The organism is Mesorhizobium sp. B2-4-1, assembly GCF_006442185.1.
Lineage (GTDB): Bacteria > Pseudomonadota > Alphaproteobacteria > Rhizobiales > Rhizobiaceae > Mesorhizobium.
On record NZ_VFVN01000005.1, the window covers coordinates 58,630 to 75,320 of the forward strand.

The following is a 16,691-nucleotide window of genomic DNA, read 5'->3' on the forward strand; positions in this document are numbered from 1 at the left end:
TCCGCCAGGTTCGGGCGCTCAGTTCACCGGCTGCAGCGGATCGCTGCCGATCTTGGACAGCAGGATCACCGCCTGGGTGCGGCTGTCGACGCCGAGCTTCTGCAATATCGCCGAGACATGCGCCTTGATCGTCGCCTCTGAGACGCCGAGCTCATAGGCGATCTGCTTGTTGAGAAGGCCTTCCGCCAGCATGCCGAGCACGCGGGTTTGCTGCGGCGTGAGCGCCTGCAAGCGCTTGATCAGGTCCGATATTTCGGGATCGCGCTCGACACCGAGATCGATGCCGGCCGGTGCCGCGATATCGCCCGCAAGGACCGATCGCACGGCGTCGCGGATTTCCTCCATGCTGGCCGATTTGGAGATGAAACCGGACGCGCCGAGGTCGAGCGCGCGCCGGATGGTCGCCGGGTCGTCATGGGCGGAGACCACCACCAGCGGCGCCGCCGGATGGATGCCGCGCAACGAGATCAGGCCGGAAAGGCCGCTCGCGCCCGGCATCGACAGGTCGAGCAGCACCAGATCGACCTCCTCGTTGGCCACGACCAGCGCCTTGGCGCTTTCGAAATCGCCGGCTTCGTGAATAGCGGTGACATTGCCGATGCCGGCAAGCGCTTCGCGCAACGCACCGCGAAACAGCGGGTGATCGTCGGCGATGACGAAAGAATAGCCTGATGGCAAATATCCCTCCCCGGATCCCTTGATGGTCTTCTGTTTTCTCGGGACCTGATGCAACGATTATGAGGCGCTTCGCGCTGTTTTCAAGCAGCAAAGCCGGCGCACCGGATTTCCCCAGACGGCCTGTCTTCAGGTCTTCTGCGAGTTGGGTTTGGCGCCGTCGCCGCTGTCCTTGTCCATATCCTTGACGATGCCCATGAAGCCCTTCAGGAAACGCTCCATGTAGCTCATCGTCTTGTTGAAATCCTCCTCGCTCGGCAATGTCGATTCGAGGCGGGCCGAGAGCGAATTCTCGAGCCTGGTGACGCGCTCGTCCATGGCTTTCATCGAAGTTTGCAGGCGATCGACCTCGTCCTGGAAGGCAGCGCGTTCATCGGCCGCCATCTTGCAGACGAGTTGGCCGGAGCGCTCCTCGCAGATCGACATCGCGCCTGTCTGCGTGTCCATGCGGACATAGCCGTTGGCGGATTTCTCCAGACGATAGCGGTCGGTCTCCTCGGAAAAGGCGGACGCCGCGACCAGCGAAACGAGCGCGGCGGGGATCAAGATGTGCTGCAGACGCATGTTGTCCTCCATGGCCAAAGCCTGAGATATCGCATGTTTGCGCCGGAAATGGGGAAGATCCTTGGCACGGCCTTCCCCGCACGGCTGGTTCGGACTATAGCGCAACCATGTCTCAGATTATCTACAAGATAACCCCGGAAGGGCCTTGGCGCGAGGCCGAAGCGAACGGCCGCTTCACCGGAGCGCCGATCGATGTCGCCGACGGCTTCATCCATTTCTCCACGGCGGCACAGGTCAAAGAGACGGCGGCGAAACATTTTGCCGGCCAGGCGGGGCTTCTGCTGGTCGCCATCGACGGGACCAGCCTGGGCGATGCGCTAAAATACGAGGCCTCCCGCGGCGGCGCGCTGTTTCCGCACCTCTACGGCGTGCTCGACCTGAAAGCCGTGCTGTGGGTTCGGCCGCTGCCGCTCGGCGCCGACGGCACCCACCAGTTCCCGGCGCTGGAGGCCGAATGAGCGTGCTCGACCGGATTGGCCAGAAGCTGCTCTTCACGTTCGACCCGGAAACCGCGCATGGCCTGTCGATCGCGGCGCTGCGCTGCGGCCTGCCGGTCGGCGCACGGACGGCGCGCGACGCACGGCTGAAGGTCAGCCTCTGCGGCCTCGATTTTCCCAATCCGCTCGGCATGGCTGCCGGTTATGACAAGAATGCCGAGGTGCCCGATGCGCTTCTCGGCCTCGGCTTCGGCTTTGCCGAGGTCGGCACGGTGACGCCGCTGCCGCAGCCTGGCAATCCGAAGCCGCGCATCTTCCGGTTGCCGGCGGATGAAGCGGTGATCAACCGGCTCGGCTTCAACAATGAAGGCCATGCGGCCGCCGAGAAACGCCTGGTCGGCCGCGAGGAGCGCTCCGGCATCGTCGGCGTCAACATCGGCGCCAACAAGGACAGCGCCGACCGCGTCAACGACTATGAGCGCGGTGTCATCCGCTTCGCGCCTTACGCCAGCTATCTCACCGTCAATATTTCCTCGCCCAATACGCCCGGCCTGCGCACCATGCAGGCGCGCGAACAGCTTGGCGAGCTCCTGTCGCGCGTCATGGCCGCGCGCGCGGCGGCGGCAAGGCAGCCGCCGGTGTTTCTCAAGATTGCGCCGGACCTGGTCGAAGCCGAGCTGGAAGACATCGCCGCCGAGGTCACCCACAACGCCATAGACGGCATCATCGTCTCCAACACCACCATTTCTCGCCCGGCGCTACGCTCCAGCGGCGCGGCAAGCGAGACCGGCGGGCTTTCCGGCCGGCCGCTATTCGAGCGCTCGACCATCGTGCTGGCCCGTATGCGCAGGCTGCTGGGGCCGGACATGGCCATCATCGGCGTGGGTGGGGTCAACTCCGCCGAGACTGCGCTGGAGAAGATCCGCGCAGGCGCCGATCTCGTCCAGCTTTACACCGGCATGATCTATGCCGGGCCGGCGTTGCCGGGGCGCATCGTCGCCGGCATGGCGCGTTTCGCCGAGACGGAACGGCTCAACTCCATCAGCGACTTGCGCGACCGCCATCTCGACCAATGGGCTTCAAGGCCGCTCAACTGAACGCCGTCCGCAGCCGCAGCCGCAGGATGGCCAACAGGCTGAGGCCACGCACCAGCAGGAAGACATGCAATGCCGCCCACAGGCCATGATTGCCGAAAGCAGGCGCCAGCGTAATCAGCGCGGCCGCGAAGGCCAGGAAAGACAAAAGCATCATGTTGCGCATGTCGCGCGACCAGGTCGCGCCGATGAAGACGCCGTCCATCTGGAAAGCCAGCACGCCGCTTAGTGCGGTGAAGGCCGCCCAGGGCAGGTAGGTGTCGGCCACCGAGCGGACTTCCTGCGACGTGGTGACGACGGCAACCAGATTGGCACCGGCCAGCAGAAGCACCAGGGTTGCGGCGCCCGCCAATCCGAAACCCCAGAACAGGGTCAACCGCACCGCGCGCCGGAACGGGTGCTCAGCCCGCGCACCGACGGCGCGGCCGGCGAGCTGTTCCGCGGCGGTGGCGAAACCGTCGAGGAAATAGCCTGCGACGAGGAAAAAATTCATCAGCACGGCGTTGGCGGCCAGCGTAACCGTGCCGAATTGCGCACCCTGGCGGGTGAACAGCGCAAAGGCGGCAAGCAGCGAGAACGAGCGGATCATGATATCGCGGTTGAGCGACAGCATGCGCAGGAACGCGCTCATGTCGAGCAGGCGTTGGCGTGGCACGGGCGGGCTTGCCCTGAACCGCCTGATGACGATGGCGAGGCCAAGCAACATGGCCAGGAATTCGCCGGTGACGGTTGCCCATGCGACGCCGGCGACGCCCCAGCCAAGCTCCAGGCCAAGCAGGATGCAGAGCGCGATGTTGATGCCGTTCAGCACCAGCTGCAGCACCAACCCGAGCCCGCCCTCGCCTCGGCCGAGGACATAGCCGAGAATGGCGTAGTTGATAAGCGAGAAAGGTGCCGCGAGCAATCTGATGCCGATATAGACGCCCATCGCCTCGCTGACGCGCGGCCCGGCATCCATGAACCACCGCCCGCCGGCCGCGATCAGCGGCGAAAGCGCCGCCAGCACGATGCCGGCGACAACAGCGATCAGCACCGCGCGCCAGAACACCGCCTGTTCCTCCAGCGCGTCGTTGCGCCCGAAAGCCTGGGCGACCAGACCGGTGGTGCCGGAGCGCAGGAAATTGAAGGTGGTGAAGACGACGTCGAAGACCAGTGCGCCTGCCGCCAGGCCGCCAAGCAAGGCGGCGTCGCCGAGCTGTCCGACAACAGCCGTATCGACCATGCCGAGCAGCGGCGTCGTCAGGTAGGCGAGCGTCATCGGCACGGCGATGACGAGCACCGTGCGGTTGGTGACGACAAAGGATCCGGGAACGATTGGGGATCCGGCGTCGGCTGGGATTGCACCCTTCTCCAAAGAATTGCTGCCTTGCTGATTGCGGCTTGATCGAACAGCCGGTGTGCCCCATTTTCCGGCCACCGCGCAATCCATCCTTGCCATGGCGGCCAACCGAAATTCCGGTCTGGCGCGAGCCGCCGGATCCGGTCCATGTCCCTCCAGATCGTCCATCACCCCGACTACGACGCCGGCTTCGCCGTCAACCATCGCTTTCCGATGAGCAAATATCCGCTGCTGATGGAAGCCTTGCGCGCACGCGGACTGGCCATGCAGGGGGCGCTCAGCATGCCGGAAGCGGCGCCGGCGCCATGGCTGAAGCTTGCCCATGCGGCCGACTATGTCGACCAGGTCATCAGCTGTTCGGTGCCGGACAAGATCGAACGCGAGATCGGCTTTCCGGTCGGCCCACGCGTCTCGCTGCGCGCCCAACTCGCCACCGGCGGCACCGTACTGGCGGCCCGGCTGGCCTTGCGCCACGGCATCGCCTGCAACACCGCCGGCGGCAGCCATCATGCGCGGCGCGCGCAAGGCGCGGGCTTCTGCACCTTCAACGACGTCGCCGTCGCTTCGCTGGTGCTGCTCGCCGAAGGCGCGGCGCGGAACATACTCGTGGTCGATCTGGATGTGCATCAGGGCGACGGCACGGCGGATATCCTGGCCGGCGATCCGCGCGTGTTCACCTTCTCCATGCATGGCGAGCACAACTATCCCGCGCGCAAGATCGCCTCCGACCTCGATGTCGCACTGCCCGACGGCACGGGCGATGCCGCCTATCTCGAAAGGCTGATCGCCATCTTGCCGGAGCTGTCCGCCCATGCGCGCTGGGACATCGTTTTCTACAATGCCGGCGTCGACGTCCATGTCGAGGACCGGCTCGGCAGGCTGGCGCTTTCAAACGACGGGCTTCGTGCCCGCGACGCCATGGTCATCGGTCACTTCCGCTCGCGCGGCATCGCGCTATGCGGCGTCATCGGCGGCGGCTATTCTACCGACGTAGCCGCGCTCGCGGCGCGCCACGCCATTCTGTTCGAGGCGGCGGCGGACTACGCCTGACCGCTATTTCCTGTAGTTGGCGATTCTGAGCAGGATGAACGCCGGAACCACGATCGCCGCACCCAGCAGAATATAACCCAGGAAGCGGTCGATGGCATGGAAGCCCAGATTCCAGAGATCCAGGAAGAATTTGCGGATGCCATAGAGCACGTCCATCGGCGACCAGCCGAAGGCGGTCATGACGAGGCCGACGAGGAACGACACCACCAGCAACTTCAGGAGTACCCTGAGCGGGGTGTCGCCGAGAAAGCGCGTCAATGCGGACAAGACCTGTCTCCGGCTCTGATCGCCCGATTCGGCGACAGGATCAGAAATACGCACTTGGCCGCCCCGCTTCAAGCCGGGCGGGCCAAGGCTCTGAACCTGGCTGACAAAGCCTATGACGGCCGGTCCGGCGGTTCCGCCGGCTTTTCATGATAGGAATTTTTTCCTTGACGGGGTGAAGGCAACTATGGTAGATATTTGGCTATGGTGCTGAGTTGCGCCAGGGACCCGCCGCACAGGCGGGTTTATCCGTTCAAGGCTCCGTCAACAGCGCACCGTCGAAGGCTCCGAAGGAACTCGTTAACGCGGATCGTGCCCTGGTACCAAGCCGGCGACCATAGGCGCATGGCAGGCGAGCAGCCGGCGGCGGCTGATCGCGGCCGGCTTATCTGTTTTCTAACCAATTGCCGCTATTGCCATTCCTGGAGCGGGAGCCAGGCTTTGATGGAAGCGGAAAAAATCGGCGCGCGCCGCGCGGTCATGCTTTCGGTTGTCGTGCCGTGCTATAACGAGCGGGACGGCGTGGCTGAGCTTCACCGACGCGTCACCGCCGCTTGCCTGGCGCAAAACCCTTCCTACGAGATCGTGCTCGTCATCGACGGGGCGACCGACGGCACCCGCGAGGCCGTTTTCGAACTGGCGCAAAAGGACGACCATGTCGTCGCCATCGACCTTGCCCGCAACTATGGCCACCAGATCGCGCTGAGCGCGGGGCTGGAGTTCTGCCGGGGCCAGCGCATCCTCATTCTCGATGCCGATCTCCAGGATCCGCCTGAACTGCTCGGCGCGATGATGGCGAAGATGGATGAAGGCTTCGACGTCGTTTACGGTCAAAGGGCCAAGCGTGATGGCGAAGGCTGGTTCAAGCTGGCTTCCGCGTCGATATTCTACCGGCTGCTGCGCCGGATGGTCGACGTCGAGATCGCGCCGGACACCGGTGATTTCAGGCTGATGAGCCGCCGCGCCCTCGACCATCTGAACGCCATGCCGGAGCGCTACAGGTTCATTCGCGGCATGGTGAGCTGGATTGGGCTGAGACAGGCCGCCTTCTCCTATGAGCGGCAACGGCGTTTCGCCGGCGCCACCCACTATCCGCTCAAGAAGATGGTCCTCCTGGCTGTCGATGCGATGACCAGCTTTTCCATCGCGCCGTTGCGGTTTGCCTCGCTTCTGGGAATGCTTTCCGGCGTGCTGGGGATGGTCGTGCTCGGCTATACGCTGCTCGAGTGGTCGCTGGGAAACGTGCTGCCGGGTTGGACCAGCCTTGCCGCGATCATGCTGATCCTGGGCAGTGTTCAGCTTCTGGTGCTCGGCATATTCGGCGAATATCTCGGCCGGATGTACATGGAGACGAAGCGGCGGCCGCTCTATTTCGTCAACGAGATCGTTTCGCGAAGCGATGTGGCCGTCGAAAACCAGGACCTGCCTGTCCACCGCCTCCAGGAAATGGTGAAGAGAGCCGCGCGTGGCTAAGGCGACGATCGACCGGCCGCAACGGGACCTCTCGACCGGAACGAACGCGAAATGGCCGGGAGCCGCGACATGAACCAAGCCACGGCAATCGCGATGGCTACGCCGTCGCTCGAGGATGCACAGCGCAGCAGGCTGTTGTTCTGTCTTTTCTGCGCCTGCACCGTTGCCTACGTGCTGATGAGGCATGCCAACTCCCTCCTTCTGGATCCTGACAGCTGGTGGCAGGTGAAGGTCGGGCTGGATTTCCTGGCGAACCGGACATTTCCGACCGTCGACCCCTATTCCTATACCTTCGCCGGCCAGCCCTGGATCGCCAAGGAATGGCTGGGGCAGGTGCTTCTGGCGCTCGCCTATGGCGCCGGTGGCTGGAATGGCGTCGTCACGCTGATCATCGCCACGATCGGCCTGACAGTCTTCCTGATGGGATGGTTCCTCAGCGCATGGCTGAAGCCGGTGTTAGCGGTGGTGCTGGCTTTCGTCGCGGCTTTCCTTGTCGCCCCGATCTATACGGCGCGCCCCCACGTCTTCACTTTGCCGATCATCGTCATTTGGACGGCAATGCTGTTTCGCGCGGCGCAGGAGGAAAGAGCGCCATCCCCGTGGCTGCTCGCGCTCGTCGTGTTGTGGGCGAACCTGCATGCCACATTCACCTTGAGCTTCGTCATCGCCGGCTTTGCCGGTCTGTATCTCCTGTCGCGCATAGGCCTGTCGAAACCGGTTCTCCTGGCGAAATGGGTCGCGTTCGGCCTGCTCTGCCCAGTGGTCAGCCTGGTCCATCCCTATGGCGTCAAGGCCATCCTGGCGACGCTTACCGTCGCCTATGGCAATGAAGCGGTGCCGCTTATCCTGGAGTGGCGGCCCTTCAACGCCCAGGAAGAGCTCGTCAAGGAAGCCGTGATGCTGCTGGCGCTTTTCGGGCTGTTGGTGTCACGGCTGCGGATCGGCTGGGCCAAGGCACTGTTCATCCTCTTCACCCTGCATGCCTATCTCAGTCACCAGCGGTTCATGTATCTGTTCTTCCTGCTGGTTCCGCTGGTGATCATGGCTGAGGTCGCACAGCAATATCCCGCACTTTCAGCCGCGACCTGGCTGGCGCAAAAGCGCGACGGATTGGAAAATTTCTTCGCCAGGCATTACTACGCCATCTCAGGCGCGGTGGCCGTCCTGCTGATCGGCGCGGTCTCGGTCCTCGGCAGCGTCCAACAGATCGCGCCGAGCCCGAAGACGTCCGCCATCGGAGCACTCGCCTTCGCAAGGGATCAGCACCTGTCCGGCAACGTGCTGAATTCCTACAATTTCGGCGGCACGCTGATCTTCCACGGGATCAAGACCTACATCGACGGCAGGACGGACCAGCTGTTCCTGGACGGGTTCACGAAAGCCGACGACGCGACCGGACACAGTGACGGCAAACCACTGCTCGAGGCCCGGCTGAAGAAATACGCCATAGGCTGGGCGCTGCTGGCGGCCGGCGACACCCGCATTCCCTTCTTCGAGGAATTGGGCTGGAAGCGGGCCTACGCGGACGAATACGCCGTGATCTACCTGCCCGGCGCCTGATCCGCGGCGCCAGCCCAAACCGGCTTCGGCCCTCCAGCATTCGCCTTGACACCGATGTTGCGGTGCAGCAAATTGCACCGGAGAGGACGAAGAAGTGGGACCGAGAATCAAGGCTTTCTCGCATCGCGGCAATGCCGCCGCATGGGCCGGTAAACCGGGTGCGCCACGACTGCCCCCGGCCACGGCGCGCGAACCGGTCGCATGAACTACAGACGCGACATCGACGGCTTGCGGGCCATAGCGGTGCTGCCTGTCGTCCTCTTTCATTTCGGCTTGTCCGCCATCCCAGGCGGCTTCACCGGCGTCGACATCTTCTTCGTCATATCGGGCTATCTGATCAGCGGCAGCCTGCTCGACGATCTCGAACGAGGCCAGTTCTCGATCGGCCGCTTCTATTGGCGCCGCGCGCGGCGCATCCTGCCGGCGCTGACCTTCGTCATCGTGCTCGCAGGCATTGCCGCCTGGTTCATCCTTTTGCCGTCGGACCTGCACGAATTCAGCCTCAGCGTCATCGCGGCCTCGACCTTCTGGTCGAACATCTATTTCTGGAAGACGACGAACTATTTCTCGATCGACGCCGAGCTGCGGCCGCTGCTGCACACATGGTCGCTCTCGGTCGAAGAGCAATATTACATCTTCGCGCCCATACTGGTGTACCTGATCTATCGCTATGCCTCGAAACGCTGGCTGACGATATTGCTGCCGATCGCGATCGGCAGTTTCGCCCTGGCGGTCATGGCGACCTCGATGGCGCCCACGGCGGGTTTCTACCTGTTGCCGACGCGCATCTGGGAACTGGCCCTAGGGGCCATGCTGATGCTGAGAAAGCCGCCGGCACTTGCCAGCCGGCCGGCAATGGAACTGATCGGCCTCGCCGGCTTTGCCATGGTCGCCTTCGGCTTCGTCACGATTTCAGAGAGCGACCCCTTTCCGGGCTACAATGCCTTGTTCCCCTGCATCGGCACCGCCCTGCTCATCTATGCCGGCCACGAAAGGGCGGGCGAACAGGGGCCGGCAACCATCGCCACGCGGGTGTTGCAGTTTCCGCCGCTGGTCTGGATCGGCCTCATTTCCTATTCGCTCTACCTCGTTCATTGGCCGATCAATTCCTTCGTCCATTACGTTTCGCTGAAAGCCATCGGCGTGCCGACGATCATCGCCATGACCGTGGCAAGCTTCGCCCTGGCGGCGTTCTCGTGGAGATATGTCGAGCAGCCGTTTCGGCGGAAACGGGCCTACACCGCACCGCTGCCTATCTTCGCCTTTTCCGCGACGGCAATCGTCCTGCTCTGCGTCGGCGGCGTGGCCGGGGCGCTCGGCAACGGTTTTCCGCAACGCTTCCCGGACTTTTCAACGGAACGGATCCAGGTTGGCGATTGGCGCAACGGCATCTGCTTCAACGAAGGCTCGAACCGGATCGAGGACTGGAACCTTGCCGCCTGCACCCGAACGAGCGGCTTTGCCACCAATGTGCTGTTGTGGGGCGATTCCTTCGCCGCCCACTATGTCTCGGGACTTGAAGCCAACGCCCAGAAAATCCAGGCTAACGTCATCCAATACACCTATGCCGGCTGCCCCCCGGACCTGACCTATTTTTCCTATGCCCGACCTGCCTGTACCAGCTTCAACGAGCGGGCCATGTCGATCATCCGCGAAGCCAACATTCAGGCCGTGATCCTGAGTGGCCGATGGACCGACTACGAGGTCAGGGGCTTCGGCGGTCTCCAGAAGACGATCGACCGGCTTCGCCAGATGGGCGTCAAGGTCTACGTCATCGGCCAGTCTCCCGAATTCATCGCCGACGTCCAGAAAATCGCCTTCTTCGCAAGACGAGGAGATACCGCGAACATGTCCTGGCCGATGGCCATGGATCCGGACATCAACAAGCGGGTTCTACCCTTCGTCAAAGGCGCTGACTTCATAGACCCGCTGACCTATCTGTGCGACGCCGCAGGCTGCTCGTATGCCGATGCCGGCAACAAGCAATTTCTCTATTTCGACTACGGCCACTTCTCTTCCGCGGGCGCAGCACTCGCCATCTCGAGATACTGGCCGAGCTTTGCAGCCGGCACCGAGATCGCGAAAGTGAAATAGCAGGCGTGACCGGCATGCGGCGCGCCGGCGCTGGGACGGTACCGTGTGGAAAGTGAGCCGCTTTGCGATTGCCCGATGGCCAGCCCTCATGGTAACGAGGCTGCTGCGCGGGTATGATGTAATGGTAGCCTGTCAGCTTCCCAAGCTGAACGCGCGGGTTCGATTCCCGCTACCCGCTCCAGTCTGCGCAGCAAGGGGCTTGCACCCTTGCCAAGCCGCTCCAACTACCGGTTTCTCGCGCAATTCCGGGAAAACCGCTCCAGCCGTTTTCCCGGTATCGTTTTAGAGCCAAACACTGACCCAGACGCGCCTGCGCCAGCAGCGGACATGGCGGCGGCCGCGGCGCCAATAGCTGCGGCAGACCCTGCGCCAGGCGCGGCGGCGCCCATGACGACGGTGCCGGCGATGCCACCGGCGATGCGAGATCTGCTCCACCTCGGCTTGATCGTCTCCTTCGAAGACGGCCGCATCAGCCCTGTCGAGGTCGTCCTTGTCGAGCTCGTCAAGGATTCCGTTGCCGTTCGGGACCCCGGCAACTGCTGTGCCGGGCCTGGCCAGGCCTGCAAAAGCCACGGCCCCCGCGACGCCAAGCATTCCAGTAAGAAACAACCGACGTTCCATCAAAATCTCCCGAGTTGTTTATCATCGGCGCATCGTTCCCCGGCTCAAAACGAGCTCCGGCGCGAACGCCGATTGGCCTTTGAACGCACTTACCTGGTTTTTGTTCCGGTCATCCCACTTCGCGCAGGATGAAGTCATGCAGCATCTTTGCCGCCGGCGACAGGGCGCGGTTCTTCACTGTGATCAGGCTGTAGGGCCGGACCTCGATGTCGAATTCGGTCTGGACGACATCGATGGCGCCGGCCAGCCCTTCGGGATTCTGGATGAATTTCGCCACCTGGATCGAGACCGGCGCGATGGCGTCGGAGTGCGCGACCATGACCAGGGTCAGGAGCAGCGAACTGGTGTTGAGGATGCGGTCCGGCAGCGCGATGTTGCGGTTCAGGAAATTGCTCTCCATGGCCTGGCGCAGCGGCGAGCCGCCGGACTGGAAAACCCAGTCATAGGCCGCGGTCTCCTCCAACCGCACCGCCTTGCCCTCGGTCAGCGGATGGCCCCGGCGCACGATCAGGCAGGCTTTCTCGACGCCGATCACACGGGACTCGAACAGCCGCGGGTTGAGATCGTCGGGGATGCGCGCGATGATGAAGTCATGGCGCGACGCGATCAACTCGCGCGCCAGCACGTTGGAGGTCTCGACCTGCATGGTGATCTCGATGCGCGGGTAGATGCGGCGGATTTCGCGGATCGCCGGCACCGCGAGCTCGATCGCGGGCGCCGTCACCGCACCAAGGAACACCGAGCCGCCCTTGCCCGCCTTGAGTTCGGAGATCTCGCGATCGACCTCGCGCATCTCCAAGAGGATGGAGCGCGCGCGCCTGGCGAGCGCCTTGCCATAGGGCGTCAAGGTGACGCCGCGCGGCAGCCTTTCGCAGAGCGTGACGTCCAGCACGGCTTCCATCTCGGCGATCATGCGCGAGGCCGCCGGCTGTGAGATATTCATGACCTGGGCGGCGGAACTGACCCGGCCGTGATCGTCCAGTGCAACGATCATGCGCATATGGCGCAGGCTGAGGCCGCTGCGCAGCAGGGTCTCGCCGTCACCGGGGAGCACCTCGTAACCTTCTGAAATCCCGCCAGGATTGCGCAACGTTGCCATTGATTTCCCTTCGCTCCCAATGCCCTTGAGTTTAGCGTCAACGTATACCAGTTTCGGTATAGCAATCATCAAAGATCGCATTTGACAGTTATGGCAAAGGGACACACCCTTCGCGCGTCCTGGGGCGTGCCAGTCGATGACGAGGAAAATCGTGTCGATTGAAATCAGTCCCAGGGCCGATTGGGAGGATACCGGAGATCGATAGACGACAGCGGCGCTTGCGCTCCTGCTCGCCTGCGCGGCCCGCGAAGCCCCGAGGTGTCGCGTCCATCAACCAGGGAGAGTAATTGTGAAGATCATCAAGACGCTGGCCGCCGTCGCGGCCCTTGGCATCGCTGCCATGACCTATTCGGCGCACGCCGCCGACAAGGGTCTCGTCGGCGTGCTGATGCCCACCAAGACCTCGCAGCGCTGGATCAACGACGGCGATGCCGTCAAGTCCCAGCTCGAGGCTTTGGGCTATACGGTCGACCTGCAATATGCGCAGGACGACATCCCCAACCAGCTCAGCCAGCTGGAAAACGAAATCACCAAGGGTCCGAAGGCGCTGATCATCGCCTCGATCGACGGCACCACCCTGTCGGATGCGCTGCAGAAGGCCGCTGATGCCGGCGTCGTCGTCGTCGCCTATGACCGCCTGATCAAGAAGACGCCCAATGTCGACTACTACACCACGTTCGACAATTTCGGCGTCGGCGTGATCCAGGCGAATTCGCTGGTCAAAGGCCTCAAGGAGCGCTTCCCGAATACCAAGCCGTGGAACGTCGAATTGTTCGGCGGCTCACCCGACGACAACAACGCCTTCTTCTTCTACAATGGTGCGATTTCCGTCCTGCAGCCGCTGATCGACGACGGTTCGATCAAGATCAAGTCCGGCCAGACCGGCATGGACAAGGTCGGCACGCTGCGCTGGCTCGCCGCCACCGCCCAGGCGCGCATGGACAATCTGCTGTCGGCCAACTATTCGGACGGCAGCCGCGTCGATGGCGTTCTGTCGCCCTATGATGGCCTGTCGCGCGGCATCACCGCCTCGCTGCGCGCTGTCGGTTACGGCACGGAGGCCCAGCCGTGGCCGATCGTGACCGGCCAGGACGCCGAGACCGCCTCGGTGAAGCTGATCATCTCGGGCGAGCAGTACTCGACCGTGTTCAAGGACACCCGCGAACTGGCCAAGGCCACCGTCGAGCTCGTCGACAAGGTGCTCTCGGGCGGCAAGCCGGAAGGCCTCGACACCAAGACCTACAACAACGACGTCAAGGTCGTTCCCTCGATCCTGCTGACGCCGCATGAGGTCGACAAGTCGAACTACCAGGCCCTGGTCGTCGACTCCGGCTACATCAAGGCCGACGAACTGAAGTAAATTCGGTTGCATAGCCAGGGGTCCTGCGCAACGCAGGGCCCCTTTTCGTTCACCAGCGACCCCGGTATTGTTGCGGGTCTCGCAGGAGCACTTTACTCATGGCCTCGACGATTTTGGAGATGCAGGACATCACCAAGACGTTTCCCGGCGTCAAGGCGCTGTCGAACGTCAACCTTCGGGTCGAGGAAGGCGAGATCCACGCCGTGGTCGGCGAGAACGGCGCCGGCAAATCGACGCTCATGAAGGTGCTGTCGGGCGTCTATCCCTCCGGCACCTATGACGGCCAGATCATCTTTCAGGGCCAGGAATGCCAGTTCAAAGGCATTCATGACAGCGAACGCAAGGGCATCGTCATCATCCACCAGGAGCTTGCGCTGGTGCCGATGCTGTCGATCGCCGAAAACATCTTCCTCGGCAACGAACACGCCCGATACGGCGTCATCGACTGGAATGCCAACGAGGCGCGCACCAGCGCCCTGCTGAAGAAGGTGGGCCTCAAGGAGGACCCCAAGACGCTGATCACCAATATCGGTGTCGGCAAGCAGCAGCTGGTCGAAATCGCCAAGGCGCTGAGCAAGGAGGTCAAGCTCCTGATCCTCGACGAGCCGACGGCGTCGCTCAGCGAAAAGGACAGCCAGGCGCTGCTCGACCTTCTGCTCGAATTCAAGCGACAAGGCATGACCTCGATCCTGATCTCGCACAAGCTCAACGAGGTGAACCGGGTCGCCGACAAGGTGACCGTCATCCGCGACGGACGAACCATCGAGACGCTGTCCAGGAAGGACATCTCGGAAGACCGCATCATCACCTCGATGGTCGGCCGTTCGCTCGACGACCGCTATCCGCCGCGCGAGCCCGATATCGGCGAGGTCGTGTTCGAGGTGAAGAACTGGTCGGTCTATCACCCGCTCCATGCCGAGCGGCAGGTGATCAAGGGCATCGACATCAATGTGCGCAAGGGCGAGGTGGTCGGCATTGCCGGGCTGATGGGCGCCGGGCGAACCGAATTCGCCATGAGCCTGTTCGGCCGCTCCTATGGGCGCCGCATCACCGGCGAGGTGCTGCTCAAGGGCAAGCCGATCGACGTCTCCTCTGTGAGCAGGGCGGTCGAACACGGCATTGCCTATGTGACCGAGGATCGCAAGACCTACGGCCTCAATCTCATCGACCATATCAAGCACAACATTACGCTGGCCAATCTCGGCGGCGTGTCGCGCCACAGCGTGATCGACGATTTGCGCGAGCTTGCCGTCGCCAACGACTATCGCAAGCAGACCAACATCCGCGCCTCCAGCGTCTATCAGATGACCGGCAATCTTTCCGGCGGTAACCAGCAGAAGGTGGTGCTGTCGAAATGGCTGTTCGCCGACCCGGAAGTGCTGATCCTGGACGAGCCGACGCGCGGCATCGATGTCGGCGCCAAATATGAAATCTATACGATCATCGCGCGCCTTGCGGCCGAAGGTAAGGCGATCGTGGTCATCTCGTCGGAAATGCCAGAACTGCTCGGCATCACCGACCGCATCTATGTCATGAACGAAGGCCGCATCGTCGGCGAAATGCCCGCGGCGGACGCAAGCCAAGAAAGAATAATGCGCGCCATCGTTCGGGGAGAAGGAAAAGCAGCATGAGCACGGAAAGCGCCCCCGCCCCGCAAAGCAACGTCGCCGAAGATGTAGGGCAGCGTCCACGCATCGCCGTATCGGCGCTGGCGACGAACCTGCGCGAATACGGCCTGATCCTGGCGCTGATCGCCATCATGGTGTTCTTCCAGTTCACCACCTCGGGAACGCTGTTCAAGCCGGTGAACCTGAGCAATCTGGTGCAGCAGAACTCCTTCATCATCGTGATGGCGCTCGGCATGCTGCTGGTCATCGTATCGGGTCATATCGACCTCAGCGTGGGGTCCGTGGCCGGCTTCATCGGCGCGCTGGCGGCGATGATGATGGTGATCTGGCCTCTCGGCATATTCAGCAACCCGCTGGTGGTCTCCATCGTCTGCCTGATCGTGGGCGGCCTCATCGGCGCGGCGCAAGGCTACTGGATCGCCTATCACCGAATACCGAGCTTCATCGTGACGCTGGCCGGCATGCTGATCTTCCGCGGCATCTGCCAGGCGCTGCTCGGCGGCGGATCTTCGGTCGGGCCGCTGCCGCCCGAGTTCAAGGCACTCAGCTCCGGCTTCATTCCAGATGTCATCGGACCGCTGACGCTGATCCCGCCAACGGTGAATGCAGCCGGCAAGACGATTATGGGCAGCGGCCTGACGCTGCACATGACGACGATCGTGCTGGGCCTGATCGCCGTGCTGGCCTATGCCTATTTCGGGCTGCGGACGCGACGCAAACGCGAACGCCACGGCTATGAGGCCGAGCCGTTTACCCTGTTCGTCATCAAGACGCTGGTCGGCAGCGCGCTGGCGCTGTTCCTGGTCTACCAGTTCGCCAGCTATCGGGGCCTGCCGGTGGTGCTGCTCGTCATGGGCTTGCTGATCTCACTGTTCGTCTTCGTCACCAAGCGCATGACGATCGGCCGCCGCATCTATGCGATGGGCGGCAATGCCAAGGCCGCGCAGCTGTCGGGCATCAAGACCGAGCGGCTGACGCTTTACGTGTTCGTCAATATGGGCGTGCTGTCGGCGCTTGGCGGCCTGATCATCGCGGCGCGTCTCGGCCAGGCCGTGCCGGCGGCAGGCCTCGGCAGCGAGCTCGACGTCATCGCCGCGGTGTTCATCGGCGGCGCCTCGGCGATGGGCGGCGTCGGTCAGGTCATCGGCGCGGTGGTCGGCGGCTTTATCATGGGCGTGATGAACAACGGCATGTCGATCATGGGCGTCAATGTCGACTGGCAGCAAGTGGTCAAGGGCCTGGTGCTGCTCGGCGCCGTGATCTTCGACGTCTACAACAAGAACAAGGCCTGAACAGGTTTCAGGCGAGGCAAGCAGGAGGCATACGGTCGCGGCGCTGCCGGCAATTCGCCGGCTTGAAGAAGTCCTTCAGGGACCGGGCTCGCGAGCGCAATCCGGACGAAGAGTTCAACCCGTGGCACGGCCAGTCCGAGC

General features: G+C 63.1%; 15 protein-coding genes and 1 tRNA gene. 11 read left to right on the forward strand and 5 right to left on the reverse strand.

Annotated elements, in window-relative coordinates; translation table 11 throughout:
- Nucleotides 1-18: 18 nt before the first annotated feature.
- Together FJ949_RS14640 and FJ949_RS14645 are read right to left on the reverse strand one after the other, a co-directional pair.
- Nucleotides 19-678: a response regulator transcription factor gene (locus FJ949_RS14640; protein ID WP_140496587.1), complete on the reverse strand. Its 660-nt coding sequence runs from the start codon at nt 676-678 to the stop codon at nt 19-21.
- 126 nt (nt 679-804) lie between these two features.
- On the reverse strand, nt 805-1,239 hold the full coding sequence (locus tag FJ949_RS14645; protein ID WP_140496589.1) for a hypothetical protein: 435 nt from the start codon (nt 1,237-1,239) through the stop codon (nt 805-807).
- A 107-nt stretch (nt 1,240-1,346) separates the two neighbouring features.
- Here FJ949_RS14645 and FJ949_RS14650 point away from each other — a divergent pair, with 107 nt between their 5' ends.
- Nucleotides 1,347-1,697, forward strand: coding sequence for a DUF952 domain-containing protein (locus FJ949_RS14650; protein WP_140496591.1), 351 nt, complete (start codon nt 1,347-1,349; stop codon nt 1,695-1,697).
- A complete protein-coding gene (locus tag FJ949_RS14655) occupies nt 1,694-2,773 on the forward strand; it encodes a quinone-dependent dihydroorotate dehydrogenase (RefSeq protein ID WP_140496593.1) in 1,080 nt (359 codons plus the stop codon). Before FJ949_RS14650 ends, FJ949_RS14655 begins: the two co-directional genes overlap by 4 nt.
- On the opposite strand, the gene FJ949_RS14660 is transcribed toward FJ949_RS14655, so the two are convergent.
- Nucleotides 2,766-4,028, reverse strand: coding sequence for an MATE family efflux transporter (locus FJ949_RS14660; protein ID WP_224518988.1), 1,263 nt, complete (start codon nt 4,026-4,028; stop codon nt 2,766-2,768). The two genes, FJ949_RS14655 and FJ949_RS14660, sit on opposite strands and share 8 nt — an antisense overlap.
- A 228-nt stretch (nt 4,029-4,256) precedes the next feature.
- On the opposite strand from FJ949_RS14660, the gene FJ949_RS14665 reads away from it, so the two are divergent.
- Nucleotides 4,257-5,159, forward strand: coding sequence for a histone deacetylase (locus FJ949_RS14665; protein ID WP_140496597.1), 903 nt, complete (start codon nt 4,257-4,259; stop codon nt 5,157-5,159).
- A 3-nt stretch (nt 5,160-5,162) separates the two neighbouring features.
- On the opposite strand, the gene FJ949_RS14670 is transcribed toward FJ949_RS14665, so the two are convergent.
- Nucleotides 5,163-5,426 carry a DUF6460 domain-containing protein gene (locus tag FJ949_RS14670; RefSeq protein WP_140496599.1) on the reverse strand — a complete coding sequence of 88 codons (264 nt, stop codon included), beginning with the start codon at nt 5,424-5,426 and terminating at the stop codon, nt 5,163-5,165.
- Between the two features lie 441 nt (nt 5,427-5,867).
- On the opposite strand from FJ949_RS14670, the gene FJ949_RS14675 reads away from it, so the two are divergent.
- From FJ949_RS14675 to FJ949_RS30345, 5 genes are all read left to right on the forward strand, one after another.
- Nucleotides 5,868-6,896: a glycosyltransferase family 2 protein gene (locus FJ949_RS14675; protein WP_140496601.1), complete on the forward strand. Its 1,029-nt coding sequence runs from the start codon at nt 5,868-5,870 to the stop codon at nt 6,894-6,896.
- Nucleotides 6,897-6,965: 69 nt separating this feature from the next.
- Nucleotides 6,966-8,456: a hypothetical protein gene (locus tag FJ949_RS14680; protein WP_140496603.1), complete on the forward strand. Its 1,491-nt coding sequence runs from the start codon at nt 6,966-6,968 to the stop codon at nt 8,454-8,456.
- A 201-nt stretch (nt 8,457-8,657) separates the two neighbouring features.
- Nucleotides 8,658-10,550 carry an acyltransferase family protein gene (locus FJ949_RS14685; protein WP_140496605.1) on the forward strand — a complete coding sequence of 631 codons (1,893 nt, stop codon included), beginning with the start codon at nt 8,658-8,660 and terminating at the stop codon, nt 10,548-10,550.
- 107 nt (nt 10,551-10,657) lie between these two features.
- Nucleotides 10,658-10,731: transfer RNA gene (locus FJ949_RS14690), tRNA-Gly, on the forward strand.
- Nucleotides 10,732-10,937: 206 nt separating this feature from the next.
- Nucleotides 10,938-11,303, forward strand: coding sequence for a hypothetical protein (locus FJ949_RS30345; RefSeq protein ID WP_181172112.1), 366 nt, complete (start codon nt 10,938-10,940; stop codon nt 11,301-11,303).
- Here FJ949_RS30345 and FJ949_RS14700 read toward each other — a convergent pair.
- A complete protein-coding gene (locus tag FJ949_RS14700) occupies nt 11,281-12,270 on the reverse strand; it encodes a LysR family transcriptional regulator (protein WP_140496609.1) in 990 nt (329 codons plus the stop codon). The genes FJ949_RS30345 and FJ949_RS14700 overlap by 23 nt on opposite strands.
- A 289-nt stretch (nt 12,271-12,559) precedes the next feature.
- Here FJ949_RS14700 and chvE point away from each other — a divergent pair, with 289 nt between their 5' ends.
- The 3 genes from chvE to mmsB all read left to right on the forward strand — a co-directional run bounded on the left by chvE (nt 12,560) and on the right by mmsB (nt 16,550).
- The gene (gene chvE / locus FJ949_RS14705; protein WP_140496611.1) at nt 12,560-13,630 is read left to right on the forward strand and encodes a multiple monosaccharide ABC transporter substrate-binding protein; all 1,071 of its coding nucleotides are present in this window, start codon (nt 12,560-12,562) and stop codon (nt 13,628-13,630) included.
- Between the two features lie 98 nt (nt 13,631-13,728).
- A complete protein-coding gene (gene mmsA, locus FJ949_RS14710; protein ID WP_140496613.1) occupies nt 13,729-15,261 on the forward strand; it encodes a multiple monosaccharide ABC transporter ATP-binding protein in 1,533 nt (510 codons plus the stop codon).
- On the forward strand, nt 15,258-16,550 hold the full coding sequence (gene mmsB / locus FJ949_RS14715; protein WP_140496616.1) for a multiple monosaccharide ABC transporter permease: 1,293 nt from the start codon (nt 15,258-15,260) through the stop codon (nt 16,548-16,550). The genes mmsA and mmsB overlap by 4 nt, the downstream gene beginning before the upstream one ends.
- The last annotated feature ends 141 nt before the right edge of the window (nt 16,551-16,691 follow it).

Excerpts from the sequence above, each read along its gene's own strand:
- FJ949_RS14660 (WP_224518988.1), bottom strand. The coding sequence starts at position 4,028 with ATGACGCTCGCCTACCTGACGACGCCGCTGCTCGGCATGGTCGATACG.
- FJ949_RS14680 (WP_140496603.1), top strand. The coding sequence starts at position 6,966 with ATGAACCAAGCCACGGCAATCGCGATGGCTACGCCGTCGCTCGAGGAT.
- FJ949_RS14675 (WP_140496601.1), top strand. The coding sequence starts at position 5,868 with ATGGAAGCGGAAAAAATCGGCGCGCGCCGCGCGGTCATGCTTTCGGTT.
- mmsA (WP_140496613.1), top strand. The coding sequence starts at position 13,729 with ATGGCCTCGACGATTTTGGAGATGCAGGACATCACCAAGACGTTTCCC.
- FJ949_RS14655 (WP_140496593.1), top strand. The coding sequence starts at position 1,694 with ATGAGCGTGCTCGACCGGATTGGCCAGAAGCTGCTCTTCACGTTCGAC.
- FJ949_RS30345 (WP_181172112.1), top strand. The coding sequence starts at position 10,938 with ATGACGACGGTGCCGGCGATGCCACCGGCGATGCGAGATCTGCTCCAC.
- mmsB (WP_140496616.1), top strand. The coding sequence starts at position 15,258 with ATGAGCACGGAAAGCGCCCCCGCCCCGCAAAGCAACGTCGCCGAAGAT.
- FJ949_RS14665 (WP_140496597.1), top strand. The coding sequence starts at position 4,257 with ATGTCCCTCCAGATCGTCCATCACCCCGACTACGACGCCGGCTTCGCC.
- FJ949_RS14650 (WP_140496591.1), top strand. The coding sequence starts at position 1,347 with ATGTCTCAGATTATCTACAAGATAACCCCGGAAGGGCCTTGGCGCGAG.
- FJ949_RS14645 (WP_140496589.1), bottom strand. The coding sequence starts at position 1,239 with ATGCGTCTGCAGCACATCTTGATCCCCGCCGCGCTCGTTTCGCTGGTC.
- FJ949_RS14685 (WP_140496605.1), top strand. The coding sequence starts at position 8,658 with ATGAACTACAGACGCGACATCGACGGCTTGCGGGCCATAGCGGTGCTG.
- FJ949_RS14700 (WP_140496609.1), bottom strand. The coding sequence starts at position 12,270 with ATGGCAACGTTGCGCAATCCTGGCGGGATTTCAGAAGGTTACGAGGTG.